Genomic DNA, 23,929 nt, shown 5'->3' with positions numbered 1-23,929 from the left:
AAGGAATTAGCAAAATGAAAATTGGTATCTTTACCGACACGTATTTTCCGCAAGTTAGTGGTGTAGCGACGTCGATTAAAACTTTAAAAGAAGAGCTGCTTGCCCAAGGGCATGAGGTTTATATTTTTACGACAAGTGATCCCTTAGTGAAGAAAGAAGATCGTGTCATTCGTTTTGCAAGTATTCCTTTGTTGTCGTTTAAAGAACGTCGGATTGCGGTTAGTGGACTAGGGGCTAGTGTCAAACAAGCACGTGAACTAGAGCTTGATATGATTCACACTCAAACTGAGTTTGGAATGGGTTGGTTAGGAAAACGAACAGCACGTAAATTGGGGATTCCGGTGATCCATACTTACCATACGATGTATGAAGATTATTTACATTACATTGTTGATGGTAAACTCTTGAAACCCAAACATGTTCGTTGGTTAAGTCGTAAGTTTACTAAAGGTATGAATGGAATTGTGTGTCCCAGCCAACGTGTCGTTGATAAACTTCAAGAATATGATATTCAGTTACCAATGGAAATCATTCCTACAGGGATTAATTTAAAACAACTTTCTCAAACAACGGATGACTCACATGATTTGTTACGAGAACACTATCAAGTGGCAGCTGACGACATACTATTGTTATCATTGAGTCGCCTATCTTTTGAAAAAAATATTCAAGCGACAGTGGCAGCGATGCCGGAAATTATTGCAACGTTACCGAAAACGAAATTGATGATAGTTGGTAGTGGACCTTATGCAGATGATTTAAAACAACAAGTAGCAGATTTAGATTTAACGGATCATGTGATTTTTACAGGAGAAGTTAATAACCAACTAGTCGGCGAATTTTATCGAGCAGCAGATTTATTTGTTAACACCTCAACATCTGAATCTCAAGGCTTAACCTACATTGAAGCCTTAGCTGCTGGTGCAAAGGTGGTTGCACCTAATGGGCCTTACTTAGCTGGCCTAATTGATGATCCTAGCTTGGGTCGTTTATTTGATAATGTAGAAGAATTTGGTTCGGTTGTTTGTCAGTATTTAGCGGAGTTATCAACGAACGCTGATTTATCTAAAGAGGAAATCCGTCAAACGAAACTGGCCGATATTTCAAGCCAGCGTTTTGTTGAAAAAGTATCAGCTTTTTATCAAGTGGCGGAAGCTAATTACCAAAAAGAAGTCGTAGCGACTCGTCAAAAAGCATAATACATACAGGTATGGAGAGAGAATATGAATCGTAAAAATAGAATGTATTTAATTATTGCCTCTCTCTTGGGAGTAGTGGTGTTAGGGTATCAAATCAGCCGAATCAGTTTGACTAGTTTTTTTGCTGAACTAGGGAATATGAAGTTTGGGTGGTTGGCTGTTGCAGTTGTTTGTATGTTGCTCCGCTGGGTCTTTGAAGCAATTATCTTACAAGGATTACTAAAGCGGAGACAGGGACATTATAGTTTTAAGAATGCTATGAGAGTTCCTTTGATTGAGCATTTATTTAATGCCATCACGCCTTTTTCAACAGGGGGACAGCCAGCACAATTACTAGTTTTAGCAAAAACAGGTGTCGATGCAGGTGTAGCTGGTTCGGTTTGCTTGATGAAATTTGTGGTTTATCAAGTGATGATTGTCTTAAACTTTATTGGCTGTATGATTTTTGGTTTCCAGATGATTGCAAATGAAATGCGGGAATTATCTTTCTTCGTTGTTTTAGGTTTTGGTTTAAATTTAATCGTCGTGGTTGTCTTATTGATGTTGATGTACTGTTATCCATTAACATCATGGCTTGTCGATAAAACATTAAAACTATTAGCGCGCTTTATGTCGGCAGAAAAACTAGATAAATTAGCGATTGAAACAAAAGAAAAGATGGCTAACTTTCATGAAGAAAGCCAATATATGCGAAAAGAACCGAAAGTTATTGGTCGCGCTGTCTTCTTTACTTTTGTTGAGCTAGTCTTTTATTATTTAGTTCCTTACTTTATTTTATTAGGATTAGGGGTTGAAAATGTCAATCCTTTCCAAGTGATTATCTTCCATGCCTTTATTATCTTAGTTATTTCCTTGTTTCCAATACCTGGTGGCGCAGGTGGGGCTGAATATAGTTTTAACTTAATGTTTGGTACCTTTATGATGACGAGCAGTAAAATGGTTGTTGCCGTTGTCTTGTGGCGCATTATTACCATGTACATGGGAATGGTCTTAGGTGTTATTGCTATGTGGGTTAAACCAGATATGCCTGAAAAGATTGAACAGTAAACCTTAAGTGGTTTGCTGTTTATTTTTTTGAAAACAGGTATAATTAAGTTATAACTAAAGAGTGGAGGCTGACAAGATGAAGAAAGTTGGATTTATCGGAACAGGTGTCATGGGGGCATCGATTGTTAAGCATTTATTAAACGCTAAGTATGAGGTGACAGTCTATAATCGTACAAAAGAAAAAACAAATGAAATTGTGTCACTAGGTGCAGTTTGGGCAGATACGCCAGCAGCAGTTGTCGCAGCTAGCGATGTCATCTTTTCAATGGTAGGTTACCCTCAAGATGTAGAAGAAATTTATTATGGTCAAGACGGTGTCTTTGCTGCAGATGTTAAAGACAAAGTCTTAGTTGATATGACAACAAGTACGCCAAGTTTAGCTGTAAAAATTTTTGAAACGGCTCAAGAAAAAGGAGCGGTTGCTTTAGATGCACCGGTTTCTGGTGGGGACTTAGGAGCTAAAAACGGGACATTGACCGTGATGGTTGGTGGCGAACAAGCAGTCTATGATGCAGTCTTACCAATTATTGAAGTTTTTAGTGGCAAACGTAACTTACAAGGTGCTGCAGGTGCTGGCCAACACACTAAGATGGCGAACCAAATTATGATTGCTGGCACAATGACAGGGATGACGGAATTGTTAGTTTATGCGAAAGCTGCTAACTTAGATGTTGAGAAAGTTTTAGATACCGTTGGTGGAGGAAGCGCCGCTAACTGGTCGCTAACAAATTACGCACCGCGTATTCTTAAAGAAGACTATAGTGCAGGGTTCTTCGTTAAACACTTTATTAAAGATTTGAAAATCGCGCTAGAAGAAGGCGAAAAAATGGGTCTATCATTACCGGCTACTAAACAAGCCAAAGAGCTATATGAACAACTAGCAGATGCAGGGAATGAAAATGACGGTACACAAGCTTTAATTAAACTGTGGTGGAATTAATAACATCTTTTCTGGAAGTTTTCAGTGCAAGATTTACTAAATTCTGCTACAATAAGCTGTAATGCTAGAAAGTAAAGGAGGCTTGTTTTATGAAAAAGTCACGTTTAGTTGCCATTGTTACACGTTTAGAAGCAATGACTGAAGCAACGGATACAGCGATTCAATCTCGTCGCTTTGAATTAGAAGGCGATGAAAAATGTACAGTATCATATGATGCTACAACAGAAATGTTTGAATTAGTTGAAACTGGTACAAAACAAGTGTATCAATTTGATAATTTAGATATGGTTGCAATTGAAATTTTTGAATTGCTACAAGAAGCATAATCGAGTTTGATTAATGTAGGAAAAGAGCTTGAAGCTAGCCTTCAAGCTCTTTTTTTAGAAAGGAGAGTCAAATGAGTGGAACAATTGAATTTCCCATGAACTATCAGCGTTACCTGGAGTTGAGTCGTGAAGCCTTAGCCGAAGAACAATTTGAAACAGCTTGCGAGCAAGCTGAAGCTGCCTATAATATGGAACAAACCATTGAAGCGAATGCTTTATTAGTCCAGTGTTTACAACAGCTGGATCAAAAAGGGGAAGCGCTACTAGTTGCCGATGAAATGAAACAAGACTACCTAGCTGATGAAGCATTATTTTCAGTCTATTTAGAGTTGTTAATTGCCAATGAGTTTTTTATTGAAGCCGAAAAACAATTGATTCGCAAAGAGCCAACAGATTGGTCGTTATCTGAGCTGAAGAAAAAAGTGGTGTTAGCAAGTGAGCATTTTCTGGTCTTTCAAGAAAAGAAACAAGTAGAGCGAGTTGCTATGGTTGCAGGGTTGGCCGGTAAAGGTGCCTTAGCACAATTGGCAAGTTTGAAAGAAGTAGAAGGTCTGCCAAAGTCGCTTTATGTTGAAACAACAAAACCATTGTTAATGAATCCTGATATTAGTCTAGTGGCTCGGCAAGGAATTTTATTAACGCTAACACAATTAGCGGCAGTCCCTAATGTTAGCTTTTTAGATATTGCGGGAGTCGCCCAAGAAGTTAGTTTGGAAAAAATGAAAGCCTATGGTTTACAGGAAGAAATGTTACGGAAACGAGTCTTAGGAGAATTGCAAGCAGCCTTAGCTGATGAAGCGCCGGAGTTAGCAGCTCAATTGGTCAATGAAATCAATATGCAATTTCAATTGTTGTATCCGTTTGCTCACCACCATATTCAAGATCAAGAACTATGGGTTGAACAAATTTTAAGTAAATATTTAGGGTTAGGATTTACCAAAGACTTTGAACAAGAGATGGTCGAATCTCAAGAAAAAACATTAGATTTAATTCAAGCAGAATTAATCAAATTGATGTCCTAGTTTCTTATAGGGGAATAGGTCTTTAAAATCCCTTAAAATGTTTACAATTAGGGGCTAGTAGTGTACTATTGTAGAGTATACAATTGATAAATTGTGCAAATAGAAAAATTCTGGAGGAATCATAATATGACTGCCAAGTTTGAAAAGAAAGGCACCAACGATGGTGTACTAACATTTACAATCGCTAAAGATTTAATCGAAGCGGAATTAACAAACACATTTAACAAAGTGAAGAAAAACATTTCTGCACCTGGTTTCCGTAAAGGGAAAATCAACCGTCAAATGTTCAATAAAATGTACGGAGAAGCAGCTTTGTATGAAGATACATTAAACGCTCTTTTACCTGACGCTTATGAAGCAGCAATTAAAAAAGCTAAAATCGAACCAGTTATCCAACCTAAAATCTCTGTTGAGAGCATGGAAGCTGGACAAGACTGGGTTATCTCAGCTGAAGTAACAATGAAACCTGAAGTTAAATTAGGTGACTACAAAGATTTAACAATCGACAAACAAGATACTAAAGTAATGGCTGCTGACGTTAATGAAGAGTTAGCTAAAAAACGTGAAGCTTTAGCTGAATTAGTAGTGAAAAAATCTGCTGCTAAAGAAGGCGATACTGTTGTAATCGATTATAAAGGAACTAAAGATGGCGTTGCCTTCGAAGGTGGATCAGCTGATAACTATTCATTAGAATTAGGTTCAGGATCATTCATCCCTGGTTTCGAAGATCAATTAGTTGGCGCTAAAGCTGGCGATTCTGTTGATGTTAAAGTAACATTCCCAGAAGAATACCAAGCTGCTGACTTAGCTGGTGCAGAGGCAGTCTTCGCTGTAACTGTTCACGAAGTTAAATCTAAAAAAATGCCTAAATTAGATGACGAATTCGCTAAAGATGTTGATGATTCAGTTGAAACATTAGCAGACTTAAAAGCTAAAATCCGTACTGACTTAGAAGTAGCTAAATTAAATGCTGCTAAAGAAGCTAAAACTGATTTAGCTTTACAACAAGCTGTTGATAACGCTGAAGTGATTGATATGCCAGGTGAAATGGTTCACGCTGAAGTTCACCGCGCTATGGAAGAATTCCTAAGCAACATGAAACGTCAAGGTATCGAACCTGAAATGTACTACCAATTAACAGGAACAACTGAAGCTGACCTACACACACAATTTGAAGGTGAAGCTGAAAGCCGTGTTAAAACGAACTTAGTTATCGAAGCAATCGCTGCTGAAGAAAAAATCAAAGCAACTGCTGCTGACGTTAAGAAAGAAGTTAAAGTATTAGCTGAAACTTATGGAATGACTGAAGATGCTGTTCGTGGTGCTTTATCAGAAGATATGTTAAAACATGATATCGTTCTTAAAAAAGCAATCGATTTAGTTGTTGAATCAGCTAAAGAAGCTAAATAATTTTTCAATTTAAAAGAGTAAAGGCTTGGCCTTTGCTCTTTTTTTGTTGGAGTTCTAGCAAGCAAAATATGTTAATTTATGGTACTATAGTTGGTAGAAAACAATAACAGAAGTATTTGTTATTTCTCTAGGGGGATAAAAGATGTACGATAATAATACAAACGAGACAACGACTGTTCGCTGTTCTTTCTGTGGGAAAGCACAGGATGAAGTGAAGAAGATTGTTGCTGGACCAGGTGTCTATATTTGTAACGAGTGTATTGATTTATGTAAAGATATTATGGACGAAGAGTTCAGTGAAGAAACCTTATTTGAAGCGATGACAGTCTTAAAGCCAAATGAAATCGTTGGCGCATTAGATGAGTACGTTGTCGGTCAAGAACATGCGAAGCGTTCATTAGCAGTAGCGGTGTACAACCACTATAAACGTGTGAACCATGAGTCGGCTGAAAATGATGAAGTGGAATTACAAAAGAGTAATATTTGTTTAGTTGGACCAACTGGTTCAGGTAAAACTTTCTTAGCACAAACATTAGCAAGAACCTTAAACGTGCCATTTGCCATTGCGGATGCGACAAGTTTAACGGAAGCTGGTTATGTGGGAGAAGACGTCGAAAATATTCTATTGAAACTTTTACAAGCGGCTGACTTTAATGTGGAACGTGCCCAAAAAGGCATCATTTACATCGATGAGATTGATAAAGTAGCTCGTAAGAGTGAAAATGTTTCGATCACACGTGATGTTTCTGGTGAAGGGGTGCAACAAGCTTTACTTAAAATTATTGAAGGAACAGTTGCTAGTGTACCGCCTCAAGGAGGACGTAAACACCCACAACAAGAACTGATCCAAATCGATACAACCAATGTTCTATTCATCGTTGGTGGAGCCTTTGATGGCATTGAAACGATTGTTAAAGAACGTCTAGGTGAAAAAGTCATCGGTTTTGGTAAGAAGAGTGCGAAGTTAGATGACGAAGCGAGCTTGATGCAAGAGATTAACCCAGAAGATTTACAAAAATTCGGACTAATCCCAGAATTCATTGGACGCTTACCTGTTATGACAGCTTTAGATAAATTAACAGTAGAAGACTTGGTTCGTATTTTAACTGAGCCAAAGAACGCTTTAGTGAAACAATATCAAAAATTATTATCACTTGATGATACTGAATTAGAGTTTGAAAAAGATGCTTTAGAATTAATCGCAGCGCAAGCCATTGAACGTAATACAGGAGCACGTGGTTTACGTTCAATCATTGAAAGTATTATGTTAGATATCATGTATGAAATCCCAATGCGTGATGATGTTGCCAAAGTGATTATCACAAAAGCGACAGTTGAAACTGGTGAAAAACCAACGCTTGAGTTAAAAGAACAGAAAGCAAGTTAAGCAGAAGATTATTCTTCTGCTTTTTATTTTTTAAACGTTTATCCGTCTAGTTCACAAGTGGGAAATGTGCTAAAATATAAAAGAATGAAAAAGACAGTGTGAAGTCACATGTGGCTTCGATAGGAGAAAAAGATGAAAGTACATAATGCTGATATTGTGATTAGTGCCGTGGCACCAAAACAATATCCAGAAACAGATATGCCTGAGATTGCCTTAGCTGGTCGTTCAAATGTTGGTAAATCATCATTTATCAATACCTTGATCAACCGTAAAAATTTGGCAAGAACTTCAAGTAAACCAGGTAAGACCCAAACGTTAAACTTCTATATTATTGAAGATCAATTCCACTTTGTGGATGTACCGGGATATGGGTATGCTAAAGTGTCTAAATCAGAACGTGCTAAATGGGGCGGCATGATTGAGACTTATTTAACAACACGTGAACAATTACAAGCAGTGATTTGTTTAGTCGATATCCGTCATAAGCCTAGTCAAGAAGATATTCAAATGTATCAATTCTTGAAATATTATGATATCCCTGCGATTGTGGTTGCCACAAAAGCCGATAAAGTAGCCCGTGGTAAATGGAATAAGCATGAATCGATTGTCAAAAAAGCCTTAGATTTTGATAACAATGATGACTTTATTTTATTCTCTTCGGAAACGAAAAAAGGCAAAGAAGAAGCGTGGCAAGTGATTGAAAAATACTTGGATTTAGATTAATCCAGATCAATTGAGTGAAGGTGACGATAATGGAATTTAATGAGTATCAAGAGTTAGCGAATCAATCTTTAGCAGGAAATGAACAAGTTTTAACACAGTGTGCCTTAGGTTTAGCAAGTGAAACAGGTGAAGTATTAAATCGTATTCAAAAATACACGTTTAACCATGAAGATTTAAAACGTGATGAGCTAGTAAAAGAAATGGGAGATGTCCTTTGGTATTTATCTCAAATTGCTAAATGGGCTGATATTCCTTTTGAAGAAGTTGCAAGTCAAAATATCAACATGCTACAAGAACGTTTTCCGGAACGTTTTACTAAATAACGATTAAAAGGGTGTTCTCTCATGAAGAATAGAATGATGAATATGCCAGTAGTTCAAGAAGATGTATTAAACTTTATGAGAACTGGACAAAAACAATTAAGTGGTAAAGTTGGTGAGTTACAAGCAGTTGCCAAAGAAAATGGCGTGCCAGTGATTCCTCATGAAACAGTTGTCTTTATGCAATTCCTCTTAGGTCAATTACAACCTAAGAAGATTTTAGAAGTAGGGACTGCGATTGGCTTTTCGGCAAGTTTGATGGCTGAAATCATGAATGGTCAAGGCCATGTCACAACGATTGACCGTTTTGATGTGATGATTGAAAAGGCGAAGAAAAATTTTGATGCCTTAGGTATTTCAGATCAAGTGACGCTATTAGAAGGTCAAGCAGCGGATATTCTTCCGACGTTGGAAGGGCCCTATGATTTTGTCTTTATGGATAGTGCTAAATCAAAATACATCGAGTTTTTACCTGAGTGTTTGCGTTTAGTTAAAACTGGTGGCGTGATTATGATTGATGATGTTCTTCAAGCAGGAACGATCTTCCAGCCAATTGAAGAGATTCACCGTAGCCAGCGTGCTATTCACCGTAAGTTAAATGAATTGTTTGATAAGGTGATGAGTCATCCAGACTTAACAGCTAGCCTTGTGCCTTTAGGTGACGGGGTCTTATTAATCACAAAAAATAAAGATGACGTAACAATATAAAAAAGACGACTCGTCAAAGTCGTCTTTTTTTAATAGTAATAGTTTCGGAAGGTGATACTGTTTGATTTGAAGATTAATAATGATCCCATAACAAACATTAGACCGGCAACTTGGATGAATAATTGCTGGAACATGCCATAGCTATCAATTAGGTTCCAAGTGGCAGTGACAGTTTCTGGTAAGTAACTCGTATTTGTCACAAAGTAATAAATCAACACGCCTTGAACAATTAATGTGCCAAGACTTTGAAAGAGTGTAAACAAATGATTGAGAAAAATATCAAAAGGCTGGAATGTTAGATAAGTTTCTTTGGTAGTCATTTCAAAAAATAGTTTGCCAAAGGCATATAAAATAACTAGTGCTAAGAAATAGACAGCTAAATAGTTCACCACATAGGTTGCTGTTTGCTCTGGTGACAAACTGAAGGGAAGACTGGGTAACTCCTTATTACGTGTAAAGAAATAAAATAATGGTCGTGCTAACCATTTTAAAATAGCCACAGGGATTAATATGACGTAGCCAATCTTGATTAAAAATAAGATGAAGTTGTTTAATTTTTCAAATCCAGTATTCAACATAAAGACTCCTAAAATATAAATAAGTTATGCTTAACTATACTATAAGTTCAATTTACTGGCAAAAAATGAAGATATAAATCACTGTTCAGATTTGGGTAAATAAAAAAAGTAGCTTATCTATTTGCTAAACCGTATAATAGATGAGAGAAGATGTCCTGTTGGGAGGGTTTATCGTGTCAAAAAAAGATGAGTTATTAGATATATTACGTCAAGAATCACAGCAAGAATTTACGGCTGTTGAATTAGCAGAATTAACTAATTTAGATAGAAGTAATGTTAGCCGTTACTTAAATGAACTTCACAAAGAGGGAAGCGTGGCCAAAAATGATGGTCGTCCGGTTAAGTATAGTCTGGTCTTGGGTACATCGTTAGATATTCCAATTACCTTTGATAATTTGATTGGGAAAGATGGCTCGTTAGATGCACAAATCAAAAAAGCTAAAGCGGCTATGTTATATCCACCACGTGGTTTGCACACAATTATCTTTGGTGAAACAGGTACGGGGAAAACCATGTTCGCTGAATGTATGTATCGTTTTGCTGTTGATAGTGAGATTTTAAAGCCAGATGCACCGTTTATTACATTTAACTGTGCCGACTATGCACAAAATCCGCAGTTGTTGTTTGCTCATGTCTTCGGTGTTAAAAAGGGAGCATTCACTGGTGCTGATGAAACGCGTCAAGGTTTAGTAGCACAAGCTGACAGTGGGATTTTGTTCCTTGATGAGATTCACCGCTTACCGCCGGAAGGGCAAGAAATGTTGTTTACCTTTATTGATAAAGGGACTTACCGTCCGCTAGGAGCTTCTAACGAAGAGTCAGCATCGGTTCAAATCATTGGGGCGACAACAGAAAATAGCGCGACTTTCTTAGCGACGTTCAACCGTCGTATTCCGATGCAAATAGAAATGCCATCATTAAGTGACCGCGGCTTAGATGAACGCCTAGCAATTATCCAAGATTTCTTACAGCAAGAAACTAATCGTTTACGCCATGATATTGAAATTGATCAACGTAGTTTACTAGCGTTCATGTTGTATCAACCAGAAGGAAATATTGGTCAATTAAAACGTGACTTAAAATTAGTATGTGCAAAAGCTTTCTTAAATTATCATACAGCGGATCATTCAAATGGGTTATTGATTAAAGAAGATAGTTTGCCAATTCAAGTTCAAAAGGGACTATTGAGAACCAATGAAATGATTGATCAAATTAGTCCGCTGATTGATAACAAGCACATTTCACTACACTTTCAACCTGGGAAGAAAGAAGTCGCTTGGGCGCAAGATCCGCAACAAGATATGGAAGTTTATAATTCCATTTCATATAAGTTGGATAAATTAGGCCGTGCTGATGTGGATACTGTGATTGATTTAAATGATATTATTTCTCGCGATTTAGATCGTTATTTTGAAACCTATGTCGATGAGTTGTACCAGCCAACGGCTTATCAAGAGTTGATTACCGAAGAGTTATGGCAATTAGTTAATAGCTTGTATGAATCAGCAGAAAGTCATTTAAATCGTCAGTACGATGAAAAAGTTCGCTTTGCTTTTGCCTTACATGTCACTTCAATGATTGAGCGACTAGGGCGTGATGAAAAAATTGAGCATCCAAATTTAAATGATATTCGTCGTCAGTATGCGGAGGAGTTTCACGAAGCGTTAGACTGGTCCATGCAGATTGAACAGAAATTTGGTGTCATGGTTCCCTTGGACGAAATTGGTTTTATCACCATGTTCCTAACAAATGAGATTAGTGAGAATAAAGAAGTTAAAAATCGCCAAGTCGAAGTGGTGGTTATTATGCACGGTAACTCGACGGCATCGAGTATGTTGGAGACGTGTCAGGACTTACTAGGTATTCAACATGGGACAGCTTTCAATATGCCCTTAACAATGAAGACTGAAGATATGTACCAACAGTTCTCGCAACATGTCAAACATTTGAAGGAAGAATTTTCAGAAGGAATCTTACTTTTAACAGACATGGGCTCGCCTGGTGATTTTGGTCGTTTGATTGAAAAAGAATTAGGCGTAGCGACACGTGTGATCACGATGGCCAGTACAATGGTTGTCCTTGAAAGTCTGCGACTTGCATCTATGGGGCGTCACTTAGAAGACGTTCACGAATCTGTGCAAAAGAGTTTCTTGAATATTGTCCAGCCGATTCCAGAAGAACCGCTGGCTAATAAAGAGAAGGTAATTGTCGTTGCTTGCTTTACTGGTGAAGGTGTGGCGAAGAAGCTGAAAACAGCGGTAAGTAATTTAATCACACCAGGTGAGTATGAAATTTTAGAGATGCAGTTCTTGGAGCGGGAAAGTTTTAAAGCGCGGATTAACCAAGTGTTAGCTACTAAAGAAATTGTAGCGATTATTGGTACGGTGGAAATTCACCATAAAAATATTCCATTTATCCCAGCCATGGATGTGTTTAATAAAGAAAGCTTAGTTTTTGTCCAAGATACAATCGAAGAAAAGTTATCTGCTGATGAAATTTCGCTTGGTCTTTCTAGTGAATTCTCAAGTGTGAGTGAAGCAAAACGAATTTTCAAATCAATTGAAGATAGTTTGAATAGGTTGCGAGGCGAAAAAGGCTTAGTAGTTCCGTCTTCTGTTTCTCAAGGCATGATGATGCATTTAGGATTTTTAATAAAAGATAAATATGAAGGTCGTGATGATTCGGCTGAGTTTGAAAATTTACAAGAATTTATGACCAAAGAAGCTGAGATGTTTGAAGTGGTGGAAGAAGAGTTAAGGTCACTTGGAACAAAATTGAGTGTTACCTTTAGTAATGCTGAAATAGCTTATATTGTTTATATGTTCAAAAAGAATTTAATCGATGTCTTTTAAAGCACTAGCCATTTTGGCTAGTGTTTTTTAGTGTGTAAAGATAAATAAATAGTGTGTAAAAATGGAACGTTGATATATCAATGTTTTGACTGTTAAAAAGTTGGCACGGAACTTGCATATATAAAGTGAAAACCAAAAAATAAAGGAGCGATGACAATGGATAGAATTATGTTAGTCTGTTCAGCTGGTATGAGTACAAGTCTTTTAGTAGACAAAATGGAAAAATCAGCCGCAGCACAAGGAATTGAAGCAGACATCTTTGCAGTATCTGCAACAGAAGCTGAAGCTAAACTAAAAGAAACTGACAACCCAGTGGATGTTTTATTATTAGGCCCACAAGTTAGATTCTTAAAAGCACAGTTTGAAGCAAAAGTTGCCGATCAAGGTATTCCAGTTGAAGTAATCGATATGAAAGATTACGGCATGATGAATGGCGAAGCGGTTTTAAAAACAGCTCAAAACTTGATCAAAAAATAAGTTAGAACGATATAAGGGATGTGACATCAGATGGAAGAAAAACAATTAGAAATGATTATGGGGCTGATTATGAATGCTGGTAACGCTAAAAGCGATGCTATGGAAGCTATTCAAGCAGCTAAAAATGGTGATTTCACATTGGCAGATGAAAAGTTTAAAGATGCAAATGAATCATTAGTTCAAGCGCATCATTCACAAACAGGTCTGTTGACTGCAGAAGCTCAAGGAGAAGCACCAGCTATTTCACTATTACTCATTCACAGTCAAGATCACTTGATGACAAGTATCGCATTTACTGACTTAGCGAAAGAAGTAGTAGACGTTTATAAAAAGATTGAAGAAAAGTAAGCAGTCCTAGATTGGAGGGTTACCGATGAAGCTTTTGAAGAATGACGAGATGTTATTACAGGTGAGTCAATTAATTGAATATGCCTTTAACAAGTCCCGTTCAATCATCGCCGATCCGGTTTTCTTATCACGTTACCAACAAGCAGATTGTTACGGTATCGTCCAAGACAAGCAACTGACTAGCTTAGTTATGGCAAATCATTTTCCAGTTCAGTTTTATGACAAAGAAATTCCAATGGCAGGCATAGGATATGTATCCAGTTATCCTGAATACCGTGGGAATGGGGACATCAAAAAAACAATGGTGGAAATGATTCAAGATTTATATAAACAAGGTGTATTAATTTCTAGCTTAGCACCATTTTCTCAAAGTTTTTATCGGAAGTTTGGTTATGAACAAACGAGTTGGCAAAAGAACTACAGGATCCCAACACAGGCGCTTCAGTATCTTGTCAGCGAAACAAGCGGCACGTGGAAGCGAGGGACTTGGTCTGACGAAAGGATTCAAGGTGAAGTTAAAAAACTACACCAAGAAAAATTATCAACTGGTCAAGAAGTTGGCACAGTTCATCGTGAAGACTGGTGGTGGTATCGTCTAGATTCTTACTACTCAGGTCGGCACATTGTTATCGCCTACAATGAAGCGAAGCAGGCGGAGGGTTATATGATCTACCGCATGACTGGTTCAGAAATCATTGTTGATGAAATGCTCTATCAAACTAATTTCGCTATGAGAAAATTATTAAGCTATTTAAAAGGTCACCAAAGTTCTTTTGAAAGTATTAGTTATCAAGGAAACTTAGCCGATCAACTAGAGTCAGCTTTTACGGAACAAGAAGCAATAGCTATTAACACAACACCTTACATGATGAGTCGTATCATTGATTTTTCACAAGTGTTAGCACTAATTCCATTTTTAAAAGATCCAACATCATATATTTTTAACGTTAGTGATGATCAGTGTGGACCTTGGAATGTAGGGAAATGGCAGCTCGTTAAAACCGCTAAAGGTCTATCTTGTCAAAAAGTATCAGCAGCAATAGAAGCAGATATGACAATGACGATAGAAGGTTGGGCGGAGTTAATCCTAGGAACTAAAACGGTAGAAGAACTAGTTTTCCAAGAAAAGCTAGTGACCACAAAACTAACTGATATCAAAGATTTGTTTCCGCAAGGACGCCAATCGTTTTATGATTATTTTTAAAATTAGAGGAGGAACAAGATTATGAATAAGTTTATTGATTTTATGGAAAAACACTTTATCCCAGTAGCATCAAAAATTGGTGCCCAACGTCACTTAGTGGCTATCCGTGATGCCTTTATGGTAACGATGCCCTTAATGATTTTAGGTGCCTTAGCAGTTATGATTAATAACTTACCAATTTCTGGTTTCCAAAATGTTATGAATAGCATCTTTGGAGCAGATAAATGGCAAGCTTTTGGTGGTTCAGTATGGAACGGTACATTTGGCATTTTATCAGTTCTAATTGCCTTCTTGATTGCTTACAACTTAGCAAACCACTATGGTAAAGATCCACTAGCTACAGGGGTTGTCTCTGTTGCAGCGTTCTTCACATTAGGTGCCGCACAAAGTGGTATGAACTCAACTGGTTTATTCGTTGCCTTAATCGTTGGTATTGTTGTTGCAGAAATCTTCACTCGCTTAGTTGGTAATGACAAATTAGTCATTAAAATGCCTGATGGTGTGCCACCAGCAGTAGCTAAAGCTTTCGCTTCACTATTACCAGCAATGATTACTATTTCATTATTCGGTTTAGTAGCTGCTATCTTCGCAGCATTCGGAATCACAGATATCTTTGCATCATTCTACGCAGCTGTTCAAGAACCATTCATGGGTCTTGCTAATACATACGGTTCAGCATTATTACTAGCATTCATCACACCGTTCTTATGGTTCTTCGGTTTACATGGTGCTAACATGATTGATCCATTCATGCAAACAATCAATGCACCAGCGATTGAAGCGAACGTTAATGCGATTGCAGCAGGAGATGCCGCTCCATTTATCGTCAACAAACCATTCTTCGATGTATTCGTCAACATGGGTGGTACTGGTGTAACAATTGGTTTAATCATCGCAGTTTACTTAGTTGGACGTAAAAACAAACCTTACATGGTTGTTAACAATTTATCAGCAGCGCCTGGTATCTTCAACATTAATGAGCCATTACTATTCGGTATGCCATTAGTCTTGAACCCAATCATGTTCATTCCGTTTATCTTAACACCGATGGTCTGTGTGACAACGGCTTACTTTGCAACTAAATATGGTTTAGTGCCAGCTGCAACAGTTATGCCACCATGGGTAACTCCTCCAGTAATCGGCGGAATCTTAGCTACTAAGAGTATGGCCGGTGGTATCTTAGCCGCAGTTAACTTAGTCATCGCAGTTCTGATGTATATCCCATTTGTTATCATGGCAAATGTTCAAGAACAAAAAAAATTAGACGCACAATAATTCAATCTAAAGAGTAAATAAAGTAAGAAAGGAGAGTATGGAGATACCGCTAGTAGAGGGCTATCTTGTACTCTCTTTTTCATTAGGAGGAGAGACATGATTACATTTCCGGATAATTTTTGGTGGGGAGCAGCCACATCTGGTCCCCAAAGTGAAGGACGTTTTAATAAAAAACATGCCAATGTCTTTGACTATCATTTTGAAATCGAACCAACGGCTTTTCACAATCAAGTAGGACCTGATACCGCCTCAAACTTTTATAACAGCTATCAATCTGATATTAAATTAATGAGACAAGCGGGGATGAACAGTTTAAGAACAAGTATTCAATGGAGTCGTTTAATAGATGACTTAGAAACAAATACCGTGAATCAAGAGGCTGTCGATTTTTACAATAAAGTCATCGACAGTCAACTTGCTGAAGGTATGACGCCAGTCATGAATTTACACCACTTTGATTTGCCAGTTGAACTGTATGATAAATACGGTGGCTGGGAATCGAAAAAAGTGGTGGAATTATTTGCTGGTTTTGCTAAACAATGTTTCCAATTGTTTGGTGATCGTGTTAAGCATTGGGCGACTCACAATGAACCAATGGTTGTTGTGGAAGGTCAGTACTTATTCCAATTCCATTACCCAAATATTGTGGATGGTAAAAAAGCAGTCCAAGTTGCTTACAACTTGAATCTAGCTTCGGCTTTAGCGATTAAAGAATTCAAAGCCTTAAACATTCCAGATGGAAAAATTGGGACTATTTTAAATCTGACGCCAACTTATGCTGCGTCAGAAAAAGCTGAAGATCAAGAAGCGGCTAGAATTGCTGAACTTTGGAATAACAAATTATTTTTAGAGCCTGCGATTTTTGGACACTTCCCGCATGAGTTAGAGGAACTATTGGTTAAAGATAATGTCATGTGGAAAACCACAGAAGCAGAAGCCCAAGTAATCAAAGAAAATACCGTCGATTTCTTAGGGGTTAATTACTATCATCCAAACCGTGTTAAAGCGCCAGACCTAGCACCTGATTCCGTAGGGGCTTGGATGCCAGATCGTTATTATGATGCGTATGATATGCCAGGTCGTCGAGTAAACCTTGATCGTGGTTGGGAAATCTACCCAGAAGCACTATATGATATAGCCATCAATATTCGTGATAACTATAAGAACATTCCATGGTATGTGTCAGAGAATGGGATGGGTGTTTCTAATGAGGAGCGCTTTAAAAACCAAGAAGGTATGATTGAAGATGATTACCGAATTGATTTCGTGAAAGAGCATTTAACATGGTTGCATAAAGGGATTGCGGAAGGTAGTGATTGTTTCGGGTACCACATGTGGACACCGATTGACTGCTGGTCATGGTTAAACTCTTATAAAAATCGTTATGGTTTCATTTCAAATGATATTCATACGCAAATTAAAACAATTAAAAAATCAGGTCATTGGTTTAAAACAATCTCTGATCAAAATGGTTGGGAGGAAGAAGCATGAAACGAGAATTAGGCATTTCGATTTATCCAGACCACAGTGTTATTGAAGAGGATAAAGTTTATTTAAAAAAAGCTGCAGATCTGGGCTACACACGTTTATTCATGAGTATGTTAGAAGTAGTGGACGGTAAAGATAAAGTTCGTGAGAAATTCCAAGATATTATTATGTATGCTCGTGACTTAGGTTATGAAGTAATTCTTGATATCGCCCCATCGGTTTTTGGTGAACTAGGCATTTCATACGATGATTTAAGTTTCTTTGCTGAGTTAGGTGCTGATGGCATTCGTTTAGATGAAGGGTTTGATGGTAATAAAGAATCACAATTAACTTATAACCCGCAAAACTTAGCTATTGAATTAAACATGAGTAATAACGTGGCCTATTTAGATAATATTTTATCTTATGAAGCCAATCGTCCGTTTTTGTACGGCTGTCATAACTTCTACCCGCAACGTGGAACAGCGCTACCGTATGACTTCTTTATTGAATGTAGTCAACGCTTTAAAAACCAAGGGTTGAAAACGGCTGCTTTCGTTACAGCTAGTGGTGGCAATCAAGGGCCTTGGGATGTGAACGATGGCTTGCCAACGTTAGAAATGCACCGGGACTTACCAATCGCTTTGCAAGCTACGCATTTATTTGCGACAGGTCTGATTGATGTGGTAATTATCGGTAATGGTTACGCATCTGATGAGGAGTTAGCAGAATTAGCTGCAGTTGACCGTTATAAACTAAAACTGAACTGTGATGTTTTACCGACAGTGAACCAAGTGGAAAAAGATATCTTATCAGAAAGCGGCCACTTTAGACGTGGTGATATTACCGATCAAGTGATTCGTTCAACCCAAGTTCGAGTGAAATATCATGACGTTGCTAATCCAGAGCACAATCACCAACAAGAGTTTAAACGTGGTGATGTGGTGATTGGTAATGACTCATTCGGTAAATACAAAAATGAATTACATATTGTTTTACAGCCCCATAAAGATGACCGTAAAAACCTAGTAGGATCAATTCCTGAAAATGAATTATTCTTACTAGACTTCATCAAACCATGGAGTAAGTTTGAATTAAAACAACCATAATAAAAAGCACTTCCTAAACAAGTTATCCTTGATTGAATCAAGCTCTGGTTATGATACACTAGAGATAAGAAATCAAGTAGATAAAGTTGAGGGGAGTGCTTTTTTTGCAATTCAAACAAGTGGGGAAACAGCAGCAGAATCAACAGTTAAATATGACGCAAAATTTAAGTCAGGCTATTTCAATGTTAGAATTTAATTCAGAAGAAGTGTTAGCTTTTGTAGAAGATAAAGCTTTGGGGAATCCTTTAATTGAAGTCGTGCGACCATCCAGTGACTTTAAAGAATCTTTAGAGGCAGGTCGCCGTTTGGGTGGTGCCGGAGCCGGAGCCGAAGAGTTTGACCGCTTTAGTCAGCTTCCTGAAAAGCAACAATCACTATTGGAGTACTTAGTTGAACAAATATATATGAATTACCGTGATACACCTATTCGTCAAAAAATCCTTTATTTAGTTGAGTTCATCGATTCAAATGGCTATTTAAGTATTGATCTTGATGAAGCAGTGGCAAGTAATGGTGGCGCCTTTATGGAATACCTAGATGCCCTAACACTGCTCCAACAATTAGAACCTGCGGGTGTTGGTGCTCGCAACTTGCAGGAGTGTTTAATGTTACAAACAGAGCGCGACCAACATGCGCCTGCCATTGCGTATTTAATCTTAGAAGAAGACTTCCAGTTATTTGCCGATCGCAAGTGGGCAGAGATTGCTAAAGACTATCAAGTGGAACTAAAAGATATTCAGGCAGTTTCAGATTATGTGGTGAAACTAAGTCCTAATCCAGGGGCAGATTTCGGTGGGAGTATGGCACAGGTGTCTTACCCTGATATTCGAGTTTTGTTTGAAGAGGGTGAGATTAATGTCTATAGTACCAAGTTTGGAGCACCAGAACTGATCTTCCAAGAAAGCTATCTACAAGAGATGTCCCAATATCAAGATCAAGAAGTTGAGACATACCTAACGGATAAACAACAAGAGTTTGAATGGTTGCAAAATAGTTTATCTTATCGTAACGAGACCATTTTAAAAGTCGGGTTACAAATTGTTGAACGTCAAAAAGAATTCTTTAAAGAAACAACGCGGGTGCTTAAACCATTAACTTTAAAAGAGGTTGCTGAAGCAATTGGCGTTCATGAATCGACAGTTAGTCGTGCGGTAAATGGCAAGTATCTAGAAACAGCTTTCGGCGTCTTTGAGCTAAAACATTTCTTTAGTACAAAATTAGCGTCATCAGATGAAGGTGTGGATCAATCAGCTGACCAAGCACAACAAGCGATTCAAGATATTATTGAAAAGGAAACAAAAACAAAACCGTTATCCGATCAAAAAATTGTGACTTTATTAGAGGAGCAGGGCATTGCTGTTTCTAGAAGAACAGTAGCAAAATATCGAGATGTCTTAGGGATTCCTTCTTCATCCCAACGGAAACGATTTGAATAAAAAAGAGACAGCCAACGGCTGTCTCTTTTTGCTTAACCAATTATTTATCAGTGCCTTCTGATTCGCGTTCAGTTAAACGATCTAACATCGCTTTATCTAAAGCAGCATCATCTAAGCCTTTAGCTTTCATGGCTTTTTTCTTACATGTTGAACACAATGCTTCAGGTGTTCCTAAGATGTGAGAGTTTTTCTCGTGTAAGTCAATAACCGAACCTTTAGTAACTTCTGTTGAATTTTTTAAGTATTGGCAATCTTCATAAATATGATATTTTTCACCTGATTTAGTCCCGTAGACATCGTTACCATCAGCTAAAATTTCGATCATATCAGTTTGTGCAGCGTATTGTTCAGCTGAAACTGGGTTCCAGTCAGTGCTTACTAAACCTGTTGCAACAAGTAATACAACAGCGATTGAACCTAAAATACCTTTTTGTTTTTTGTCTAAGTCTTTACTAGTAAAGATGAAGATGATTAAAGGTAAGAAGGCGATAATCGCAACGATTAAACCTAATTGGCTTTGGATGTAGAATAAGAATTTGTTTTTCTCACTTGGCGGATCGATGTGGTTTGATTTCTTCCATAACATACCACCAGTGATAGCGAAGGCAGCGTCAACGACCATAATCACAATTGGAATCCACATAGCAATTGGTTTCACGTGTGAAATGTAGTAAATAGCTCCCATTTGTGCAGCGATTGCAGCAACCCATGATAATGCAGCGAAAATACGTAAGCGAGTTGCTTTCGATTTATTTTCTGCGCTTGGTTTCCAAGCGGCTTGTTCTTTAGTTTTTTTCTCAGTCATAATAATCTCCTAACATTTTTTTAATACGCTACATTTTACCATGAAATGTCTAAAACGTACAATTTAACTATGGTTTATTGTAAAATGTTTGTTCATAACTATAGGTAATTTAGATTGATTTTTTTGAATGATTGAAAGGTGACCGAGATAGGAGTATTCTAAAGTCGAAATAAATCTTTACATCTTTAGAAAAAGACAGGAGGATTTAGAATGAACAACAGTAGAAAAATAGGACAAGAAAAAATGGTGTTACGCTTGTATGATTTAGTGTTAGATGAAGCAACAACAGCAGTTGAACGTGAGATTTTAGTGAGTGCTAAAAATAAATTAGAAGAAGATGGCTACTACCCAAGAGTCATCAATGACTTAGAATTAGCCTTACGCCCACAGGCTATTCGCAGTGAATTGTCCGAAAAGGTCAAAGGACTATACATGGATATTTCTACAATCGGTAAGTTTGAAAAAGAATTGGGCCGTGGTTTAGCATCAACACCCCTAACATTTGGTAAGTAATAGTTAACAAAAAAGCCCACCGATGTCGGTGGGCTTTTTATAATGATGTCACAGGAGGGATTCGAACCCCCGACCGTCCGCTTAGAAGGCGGATGCTCTATCCGGCTGAGCTACTATGACAGATTGAATAACAAAACTAATTGTACAGAAAGTAAGTGCTCAAGTCAATATCTATTTAGCGTTGTCTCGGCATTTGGATGCAATAATTAAAAATAATAGCAACTTCGATACCAACGATATAAAAAAACTAAGTTAAATGTTCACTGAACACTAGACAAGTCAAAAAATCACCGCTATACTTTGATTGTTAGCTTTATTTGGGGAAATAAGGCAATATAATAACTAGGGAAAAGAAGAGAAGAGGGAAAATATGGGGAAGACTGATCCACGAGTTTTGAAAACAAGACGTAAATTAAAAAATGCTTTTTTAGTATTATTAAGAACGAAAAAAATTTCTGAGGTAAATGTTAAAGATTTAACTCAAACAGCGGAAGTCACAAGAGGAACCTTTTATTTACATTTTAAAGATAAAGAAGAGTTTATTGAAACAACAATGACAGAGCTGATTACTGATTTCTTTGAGGCGGTTATGTTTGAAAAAGAAAATCAAGATGGGATTATGCAGCCGAGACTGTCGCTAACTCATGTTTTTGAATTTGTAGAAGAACATCAAGATTTCTTTTCGGTCCTATTGAAAGAAAAAGAAGCCTTAATTTATCGTGATTTATATAGCGAAAAACTATTTGAACAAACACAAAGATATAATGATCTAGTTGGTAATGACATAGATGGTCGTATCCCACGTTCATTATTTATGAATTATATGGTCTATGGTGTCCTTGGTTTTATTGACCAATGGGTTCGTGATGGTAAAATTTATGCGACGCATTATATGGCTGAGAATTTATATAAAATGTTAGATTGTCAAATGCTTGAAGATGCTAACTTACGTGGCTTTTTCATGGTTGATATTAATAACGGAAAATAGCAAGAAAAAGACAAGCTAAGTGAATGAAATTATCAAGAAAACATCTGATGATTCCATTGACTTGGCTTTTTATTTTTGGTAAGATAGTCTTGTTGTAATTGTGGTCTCCACATCTACAACCGCACAAACTGAGTAAATAAGAACTCGGAAGAGTCGCTCACACTGGCGAGTCTAAGTTTAAAAAAATAAGGAGGTGCTTTACAGCATGTACGCAATTGTTAAAACAGGTGGCAAGCAAGTAAAAGTAGAAGTAGGTCAAGCAATCTATGTTGAGAAATTAGATGTAGAAGCGGGCGAAACAGTTACTTTTGACGAAATCGTTTTAGTAGGTGGAAAGAAAACAGTAGTTGGAACTCCAACCGTAAAAGGCGCAACTGTTGTTGGAACTGTTGAAAAACACGGAAAACAAAAGAAAGTTGTTACTTTCAAATACAAACCTAAAAAACACACTCACCGTAAACAAGGTCACCGTCAACCATATACAAAAGTTGTCATTGACTCAATCAACGCGTAAGGTTAGTTAACGAAAGAGGGATTAGGATGATCGAGGGAACATTTAAACGTCAAGCTGATGGCAAGATTGTTTCATTTGAACTTTCAGGACATGCTAATAGCGGTCCTCATGGTAGTGATATCGTGTGTGCAGGTGTTTCGGCACTAGCATTCAGTACAATCAATGGTGTAGAAGCTTTAGCTGGATTTACTCCCATCGTGGAGATAGATATGACAGAACAAGGTTACTTATATCTTGAAACGTATGATGACATTACAGATGAGCAGTCGTTAAAATCTCAACTTCTGTTAGAAAACTTACTGTTAGGTTTACAAGGGTTAGAACAAGAATATTCAGACTATATTAGTCTTAAAACACTTACAAAATAATGGAGGTGCAACTCATGTTAAAAATGAACTTACAATTCTTCGCGACTAAAAAAGGTGGGGGTTCTACAGCCAATGGCCGTGACTCTCAATCAAAACGTCTAGGTGCTAAACGTGCTGACGGACAAACTGTTACAGGTGGTTCTATTTTATACCGTCAACGCGGTACTAAAATTTACCCAGGTGTAAACGTTGGTAAAGGTGGCGACGATACTTTATTTGCTAAATGTGATGGCGTAGTACGTTTCGAACGTAAAGGCCGTGACAAAAAACAAGTATCAGTATACCCAGTTGCTCAATAATCACTGAAATTTAAAACGCTGTACTCTTTTATTAAAAAGAGTACAGCGTTTTTTTGTTAAGTTATACTTGAATACCTTGAGCTAGAAATTAGAAAATTTAGTTAGTTTACCAGCGCGTTCATTATTTTGTTTGTCGCTTAAATGAGTACAAATAGAATTAGTTATATCTATTGAGGAATGTCCAAAATGTTTTTGTGTTTCTTCTATTAGAATTTGGCACAATAAAACCAAATATAGAGATTAATTCATCGGACTTAGCCGGACAATATGTTTCAAGTGAAAAGATGGTTGAGTTGAGATTTCAGACAGTGATTTTGAAAAGTAGGATACAGAGATATAAAATGAGGTAAGAAGGTATCCTAAGGACAGATGAACACGGCTCAAAATTTTATTATGTTATATAAAAAATAAATATTAACTATTTTAAAAATTTTTCATTTAGGGTGAACGTTAATGCAAACATAGAACAACGGAGTACTCGTGCGGATAGAGATGGATACATTCAAATTAATCAACCTGGGTTATATCAAATGAAAATCTTATTTTGGAAAGAACATATTGGTGTCTACGGTGTATCGTGCTGAACTATTTTGTCATAATTATATTGTAGGCGC

At 37.3% G+C, this 23,929-nt stretch carries 25 protein-coding genes, 1 tRNA gene and 1 other annotated feature; of the genes, 23 read left to right on the top strand and 3 right to left on the bottom strand.

What is annotated here, in order from left to right:
* Positions 1–14: 14 nt before the first annotated feature.
* The 10 genes from G7081_RS00260 (at position 15) to G7081_RS00215 (ending at position 9,082) form a co-directional block, all read left to right on the top strand.
* Positions 15–1,199 (top strand): glycosyltransferase family 4 protein, encoded by a 1,185-nt coding sequence (locus G7081_RS00260; protein ID WP_166006312.1) that lies wholly within the window; start codon positions 15–17, stop codon positions 1,197–1,199.
* Positions 1,200–1,223: 24 nt separating this feature from the next.
* Entirely contained in the window at positions 1,224–2,246 is a 1,023-nt protein-coding gene (locus G7081_RS00255) for a lysylphosphatidylglycerol synthase transmembrane domain-containing protein (protein WP_166006309.1), read from the top strand.
* A 76-nt stretch (positions 2,247–2,322) separates the two neighbouring features.
* Positions 2,323–3,186, top strand: coding sequence for an NAD(P)-dependent oxidoreductase (locus G7081_RS00250; RefSeq protein ID WP_166006308.1), 864 nt, complete (start codon positions 2,323–2,325; stop codon positions 3,184–3,186).
* Between the two features lie 89 nt (positions 3,187–3,275).
* Positions 3,276–3,512 (top strand): YkuJ family protein, encoded by a 237-nt coding sequence (locus G7081_RS00245; RefSeq protein WP_166006306.1) that lies wholly within the window; start codon positions 3,276–3,278, stop codon positions 3,510–3,512.
* A gap of 71 nt (positions 3,513–3,583) precedes the next feature.
* The gene (locus tag G7081_RS00240) at positions 3,584–4,534 is read left to right on the top strand and encodes a hypothetical protein (protein WP_166006304.1); all 951 of its coding nucleotides are present in this window, start codon (positions 3,584–3,586) and stop codon (positions 4,532–4,534) included.
* A gap of 126 nt (positions 4,535–4,660) precedes the next feature.
* Positions 4,661–5,944 (top strand): trigger factor, encoded by a 1,284-nt coding sequence (tig, locus tag G7081_RS00235; protein WP_166006302.1) that lies wholly within the window; start codon positions 4,661–4,663, stop codon positions 5,942–5,944.
* A gap of 142 nt (positions 5,945–6,086) precedes the next feature.
* Positions 6,087–7,331, top strand: a complete 1,245-nt coding sequence (gene clpX / locus G7081_RS00230) for an ATP-dependent Clp protease ATP-binding subunit ClpX (protein ID WP_166006300.1) — start codon at positions 6,087–6,089, stop codon at positions 7,329–7,331.
* A 132-nt stretch (positions 7,332–7,463) separates the two neighbouring features.
* Entirely contained in the window at positions 7,464–8,054 is a 591-nt protein-coding gene (gene yihA, locus G7081_RS00225; RefSeq protein WP_166006299.1) for a ribosome biogenesis GTP-binding protein YihA/YsxC, read from the top strand.
* Positions 8,055–8,083: 29 nt separating this feature from the next.
* Positions 8,084–8,377 (top strand): nucleoside triphosphate pyrophosphohydrolase family protein, encoded by a 294-nt coding sequence (locus G7081_RS00220; protein WP_166006297.1) that lies wholly within the window; start codon positions 8,084–8,086, stop codon positions 8,375–8,377.
* Positions 8,378–8,398: 21 nt separating this feature from the next.
* Entirely contained in the window at positions 8,399–9,082 is a 684-nt protein-coding gene (locus G7081_RS00215; RefSeq protein WP_166006295.1) for an O-methyltransferase, read from the top strand.
* A gap of 29 nt (positions 9,083–9,111) precedes the next feature.
* Here G7081_RS00215 and G7081_RS00210 read toward each other — a convergent pair whose 3' ends face one another.
* The gene (locus G7081_RS00210) at positions 9,112–9,660 is read right to left on the bottom strand and encodes a hypothetical protein (RefSeq protein WP_166006292.1); all 549 of its coding nucleotides are present in this window, start codon (positions 9,658–9,660) and stop codon (positions 9,112–9,114) included.
* A gap of 173 nt (positions 9,661–9,833) precedes the next feature.
* Between G7081_RS00210 and G7081_RS00205 the strand changes: the two genes are divergently transcribed.
* The 8 genes from G7081_RS00205 to rpoN all read left to right on the top strand — a co-directional run bounded on the left by G7081_RS00205 (position 9,834) and on the right by rpoN (position 19,828).
* Positions 9,834–12,512 carry a sigma-54-dependent transcriptional regulator gene (locus tag G7081_RS00205; RefSeq protein ID WP_238786639.1) on the top strand — a complete coding sequence of 893 codons (2,679 nt, stop codon included), beginning with the start codon at positions 9,834–9,836 and terminating at the stop codon, positions 12,510–12,512.
* A 150-nt stretch (positions 12,513–12,662) separates the two neighbouring features.
* Entirely contained in the window at positions 12,663–12,989 is a 327-nt protein-coding gene (locus G7081_RS00200; RefSeq protein WP_420824502.1) for a PTS sugar transporter subunit IIB, read from the top strand.
* Positions 12,990–13,019: 30 nt separating this feature from the next.
* The gene (locus G7081_RS00195) at positions 13,020–13,337 is read left to right on the top strand and encodes a PTS lactose/cellobiose transporter subunit IIA (protein ID WP_166006288.1); all 318 of its coding nucleotides are present in this window, start codon (positions 13,020–13,022) and stop codon (positions 13,335–13,337) included.
* A gap of 25 nt (positions 13,338–13,362) precedes the next feature.
* A complete protein-coding gene (locus tag G7081_RS00190) occupies positions 13,363–14,541 on the top strand; it encodes a GNAT family N-acetyltransferase (protein WP_166006286.1) in 1,179 nt (392 codons plus the stop codon).
* Between the two features lie 21 nt (positions 14,542–14,562).
* Positions 14,563–15,816 carry a PTS sugar transporter subunit IIC gene (locus tag G7081_RS00185; RefSeq protein WP_166006284.1) on the top strand — a complete coding sequence of 418 codons (1,254 nt, stop codon included), beginning with the start codon at positions 14,563–14,565 and terminating at the stop codon, positions 15,814–15,816.
* 96 nt (positions 15,817–15,912) lie between these two features.
* On the top strand, positions 15,913–17,307 hold the full coding sequence (locus G7081_RS00180; protein ID WP_166006282.1) for a glycoside hydrolase family 1 protein: 1,395 nt from the start codon (positions 15,913–15,915) through the stop codon (positions 17,305–17,307).
* Entirely contained in the window at positions 17,304–18,392 is a 1,089-nt protein-coding gene (locus G7081_RS00175; protein WP_166006280.1) for a DUF871 domain-containing protein, read from the top strand. Before G7081_RS00180 ends, G7081_RS00175 begins: the two co-directional genes overlap by 4 nt.
* 104 nt (positions 18,393–18,496) lie before the next feature.
* A complete protein-coding gene (gene rpoN / locus G7081_RS00170; protein WP_166006278.1) occupies positions 18,497–19,828 on the top strand; it encodes an RNA polymerase factor sigma-54 in 1,332 nt (443 codons plus the stop codon).
* A gap of 40 nt (positions 19,829–19,868) precedes the next feature.
* Here rpoN and G7081_RS00165 read toward each other — a convergent pair whose 3' ends face one another.
* Positions 19,869–20,633: a hypothetical protein gene (locus tag G7081_RS00165; RefSeq protein ID WP_166006276.1), complete on the bottom strand. Its 765-nt coding sequence runs from the start codon at positions 20,631–20,633 to the stop codon at positions 19,869–19,871.
* A 210-nt stretch (positions 20,634–20,843) separates the two neighbouring features.
* Here G7081_RS00165 and G7081_RS00160 point away from each other — a divergent pair, with 210 nt between their 5' ends.
* On the top strand, positions 20,844–21,146 hold the full coding sequence (locus G7081_RS00160; RefSeq protein ID WP_166006274.1) for a bacteriocin immunity family protein: 303 nt from the start codon (positions 20,844–20,846) through the stop codon (positions 21,144–21,146).
* A gap of 46 nt (positions 21,147–21,192) precedes the next feature.
* Here the strand turns inward: G7081_RS00160 and G7081_RS00155 are convergent.
* Positions 21,193–21,266, bottom strand: a tRNA-Arg gene (locus G7081_RS00155).
* Between the two features lie 250 nt (positions 21,267–21,516).
* On the opposite strand from G7081_RS00155, the gene G7081_RS00150 reads away from it, so the two are divergent.
* From G7081_RS00150 to rpmA, 4 genes are all read left to right on the top strand, one after another.
* Positions 21,517–22,134 (top strand): TetR/AcrR family transcriptional regulator, encoded by a 618-nt coding sequence (locus tag G7081_RS00150; protein WP_166006272.1) that lies wholly within the window; start codon positions 21,517–21,519, stop codon positions 22,132–22,134.
* A gap of 107 nt (positions 22,135–22,241) precedes the next feature.
* Positions 22,242–22,317, top strand: a sequence feature (ribosomal protein L21 leader region).
* A gap of 22 nt (positions 22,318–22,339) precedes the next feature.
* Positions 22,340–22,648 carry a 50S ribosomal protein L21 gene (rplU, locus tag G7081_RS00145; RefSeq protein WP_166006270.1) on the top strand — a complete coding sequence of 103 codons (309 nt, stop codon included), beginning with the start codon at positions 22,340–22,342 and terminating at the stop codon, positions 22,646–22,648.
* Positions 22,649–22,674: 26 nt separating this feature from the next.
* Positions 22,675–23,016: a ribosomal-processing cysteine protease Prp gene (locus tag G7081_RS00140; protein WP_166006268.1), complete on the top strand. Its 342-nt coding sequence runs from the start codon at positions 22,675–22,677 to the stop codon at positions 23,014–23,016.
* 14 nt (positions 23,017–23,030) lie between these two features.
* Positions 23,031–23,315, top strand: a complete 285-nt coding sequence (rpmA, locus tag G7081_RS00135) for a 50S ribosomal protein L27 (RefSeq protein WP_166006266.1) — start codon at positions 23,031–23,033, stop codon at positions 23,313–23,315.
* Positions 23,316–23,929 lie beyond the last annotated feature (614 nt).

The organism is Vagococcus coleopterorum (assembly GCF_011303955.1).
Classification (GTDB): Bacteria; Bacillota; Bacilli; order Lactobacillales; family Vagococcaceae; genus Vagococcus_D; species Vagococcus_D coleopterorum.
This window is presented reverse-complemented; position numbering and strand designations above follow the sequence as displayed.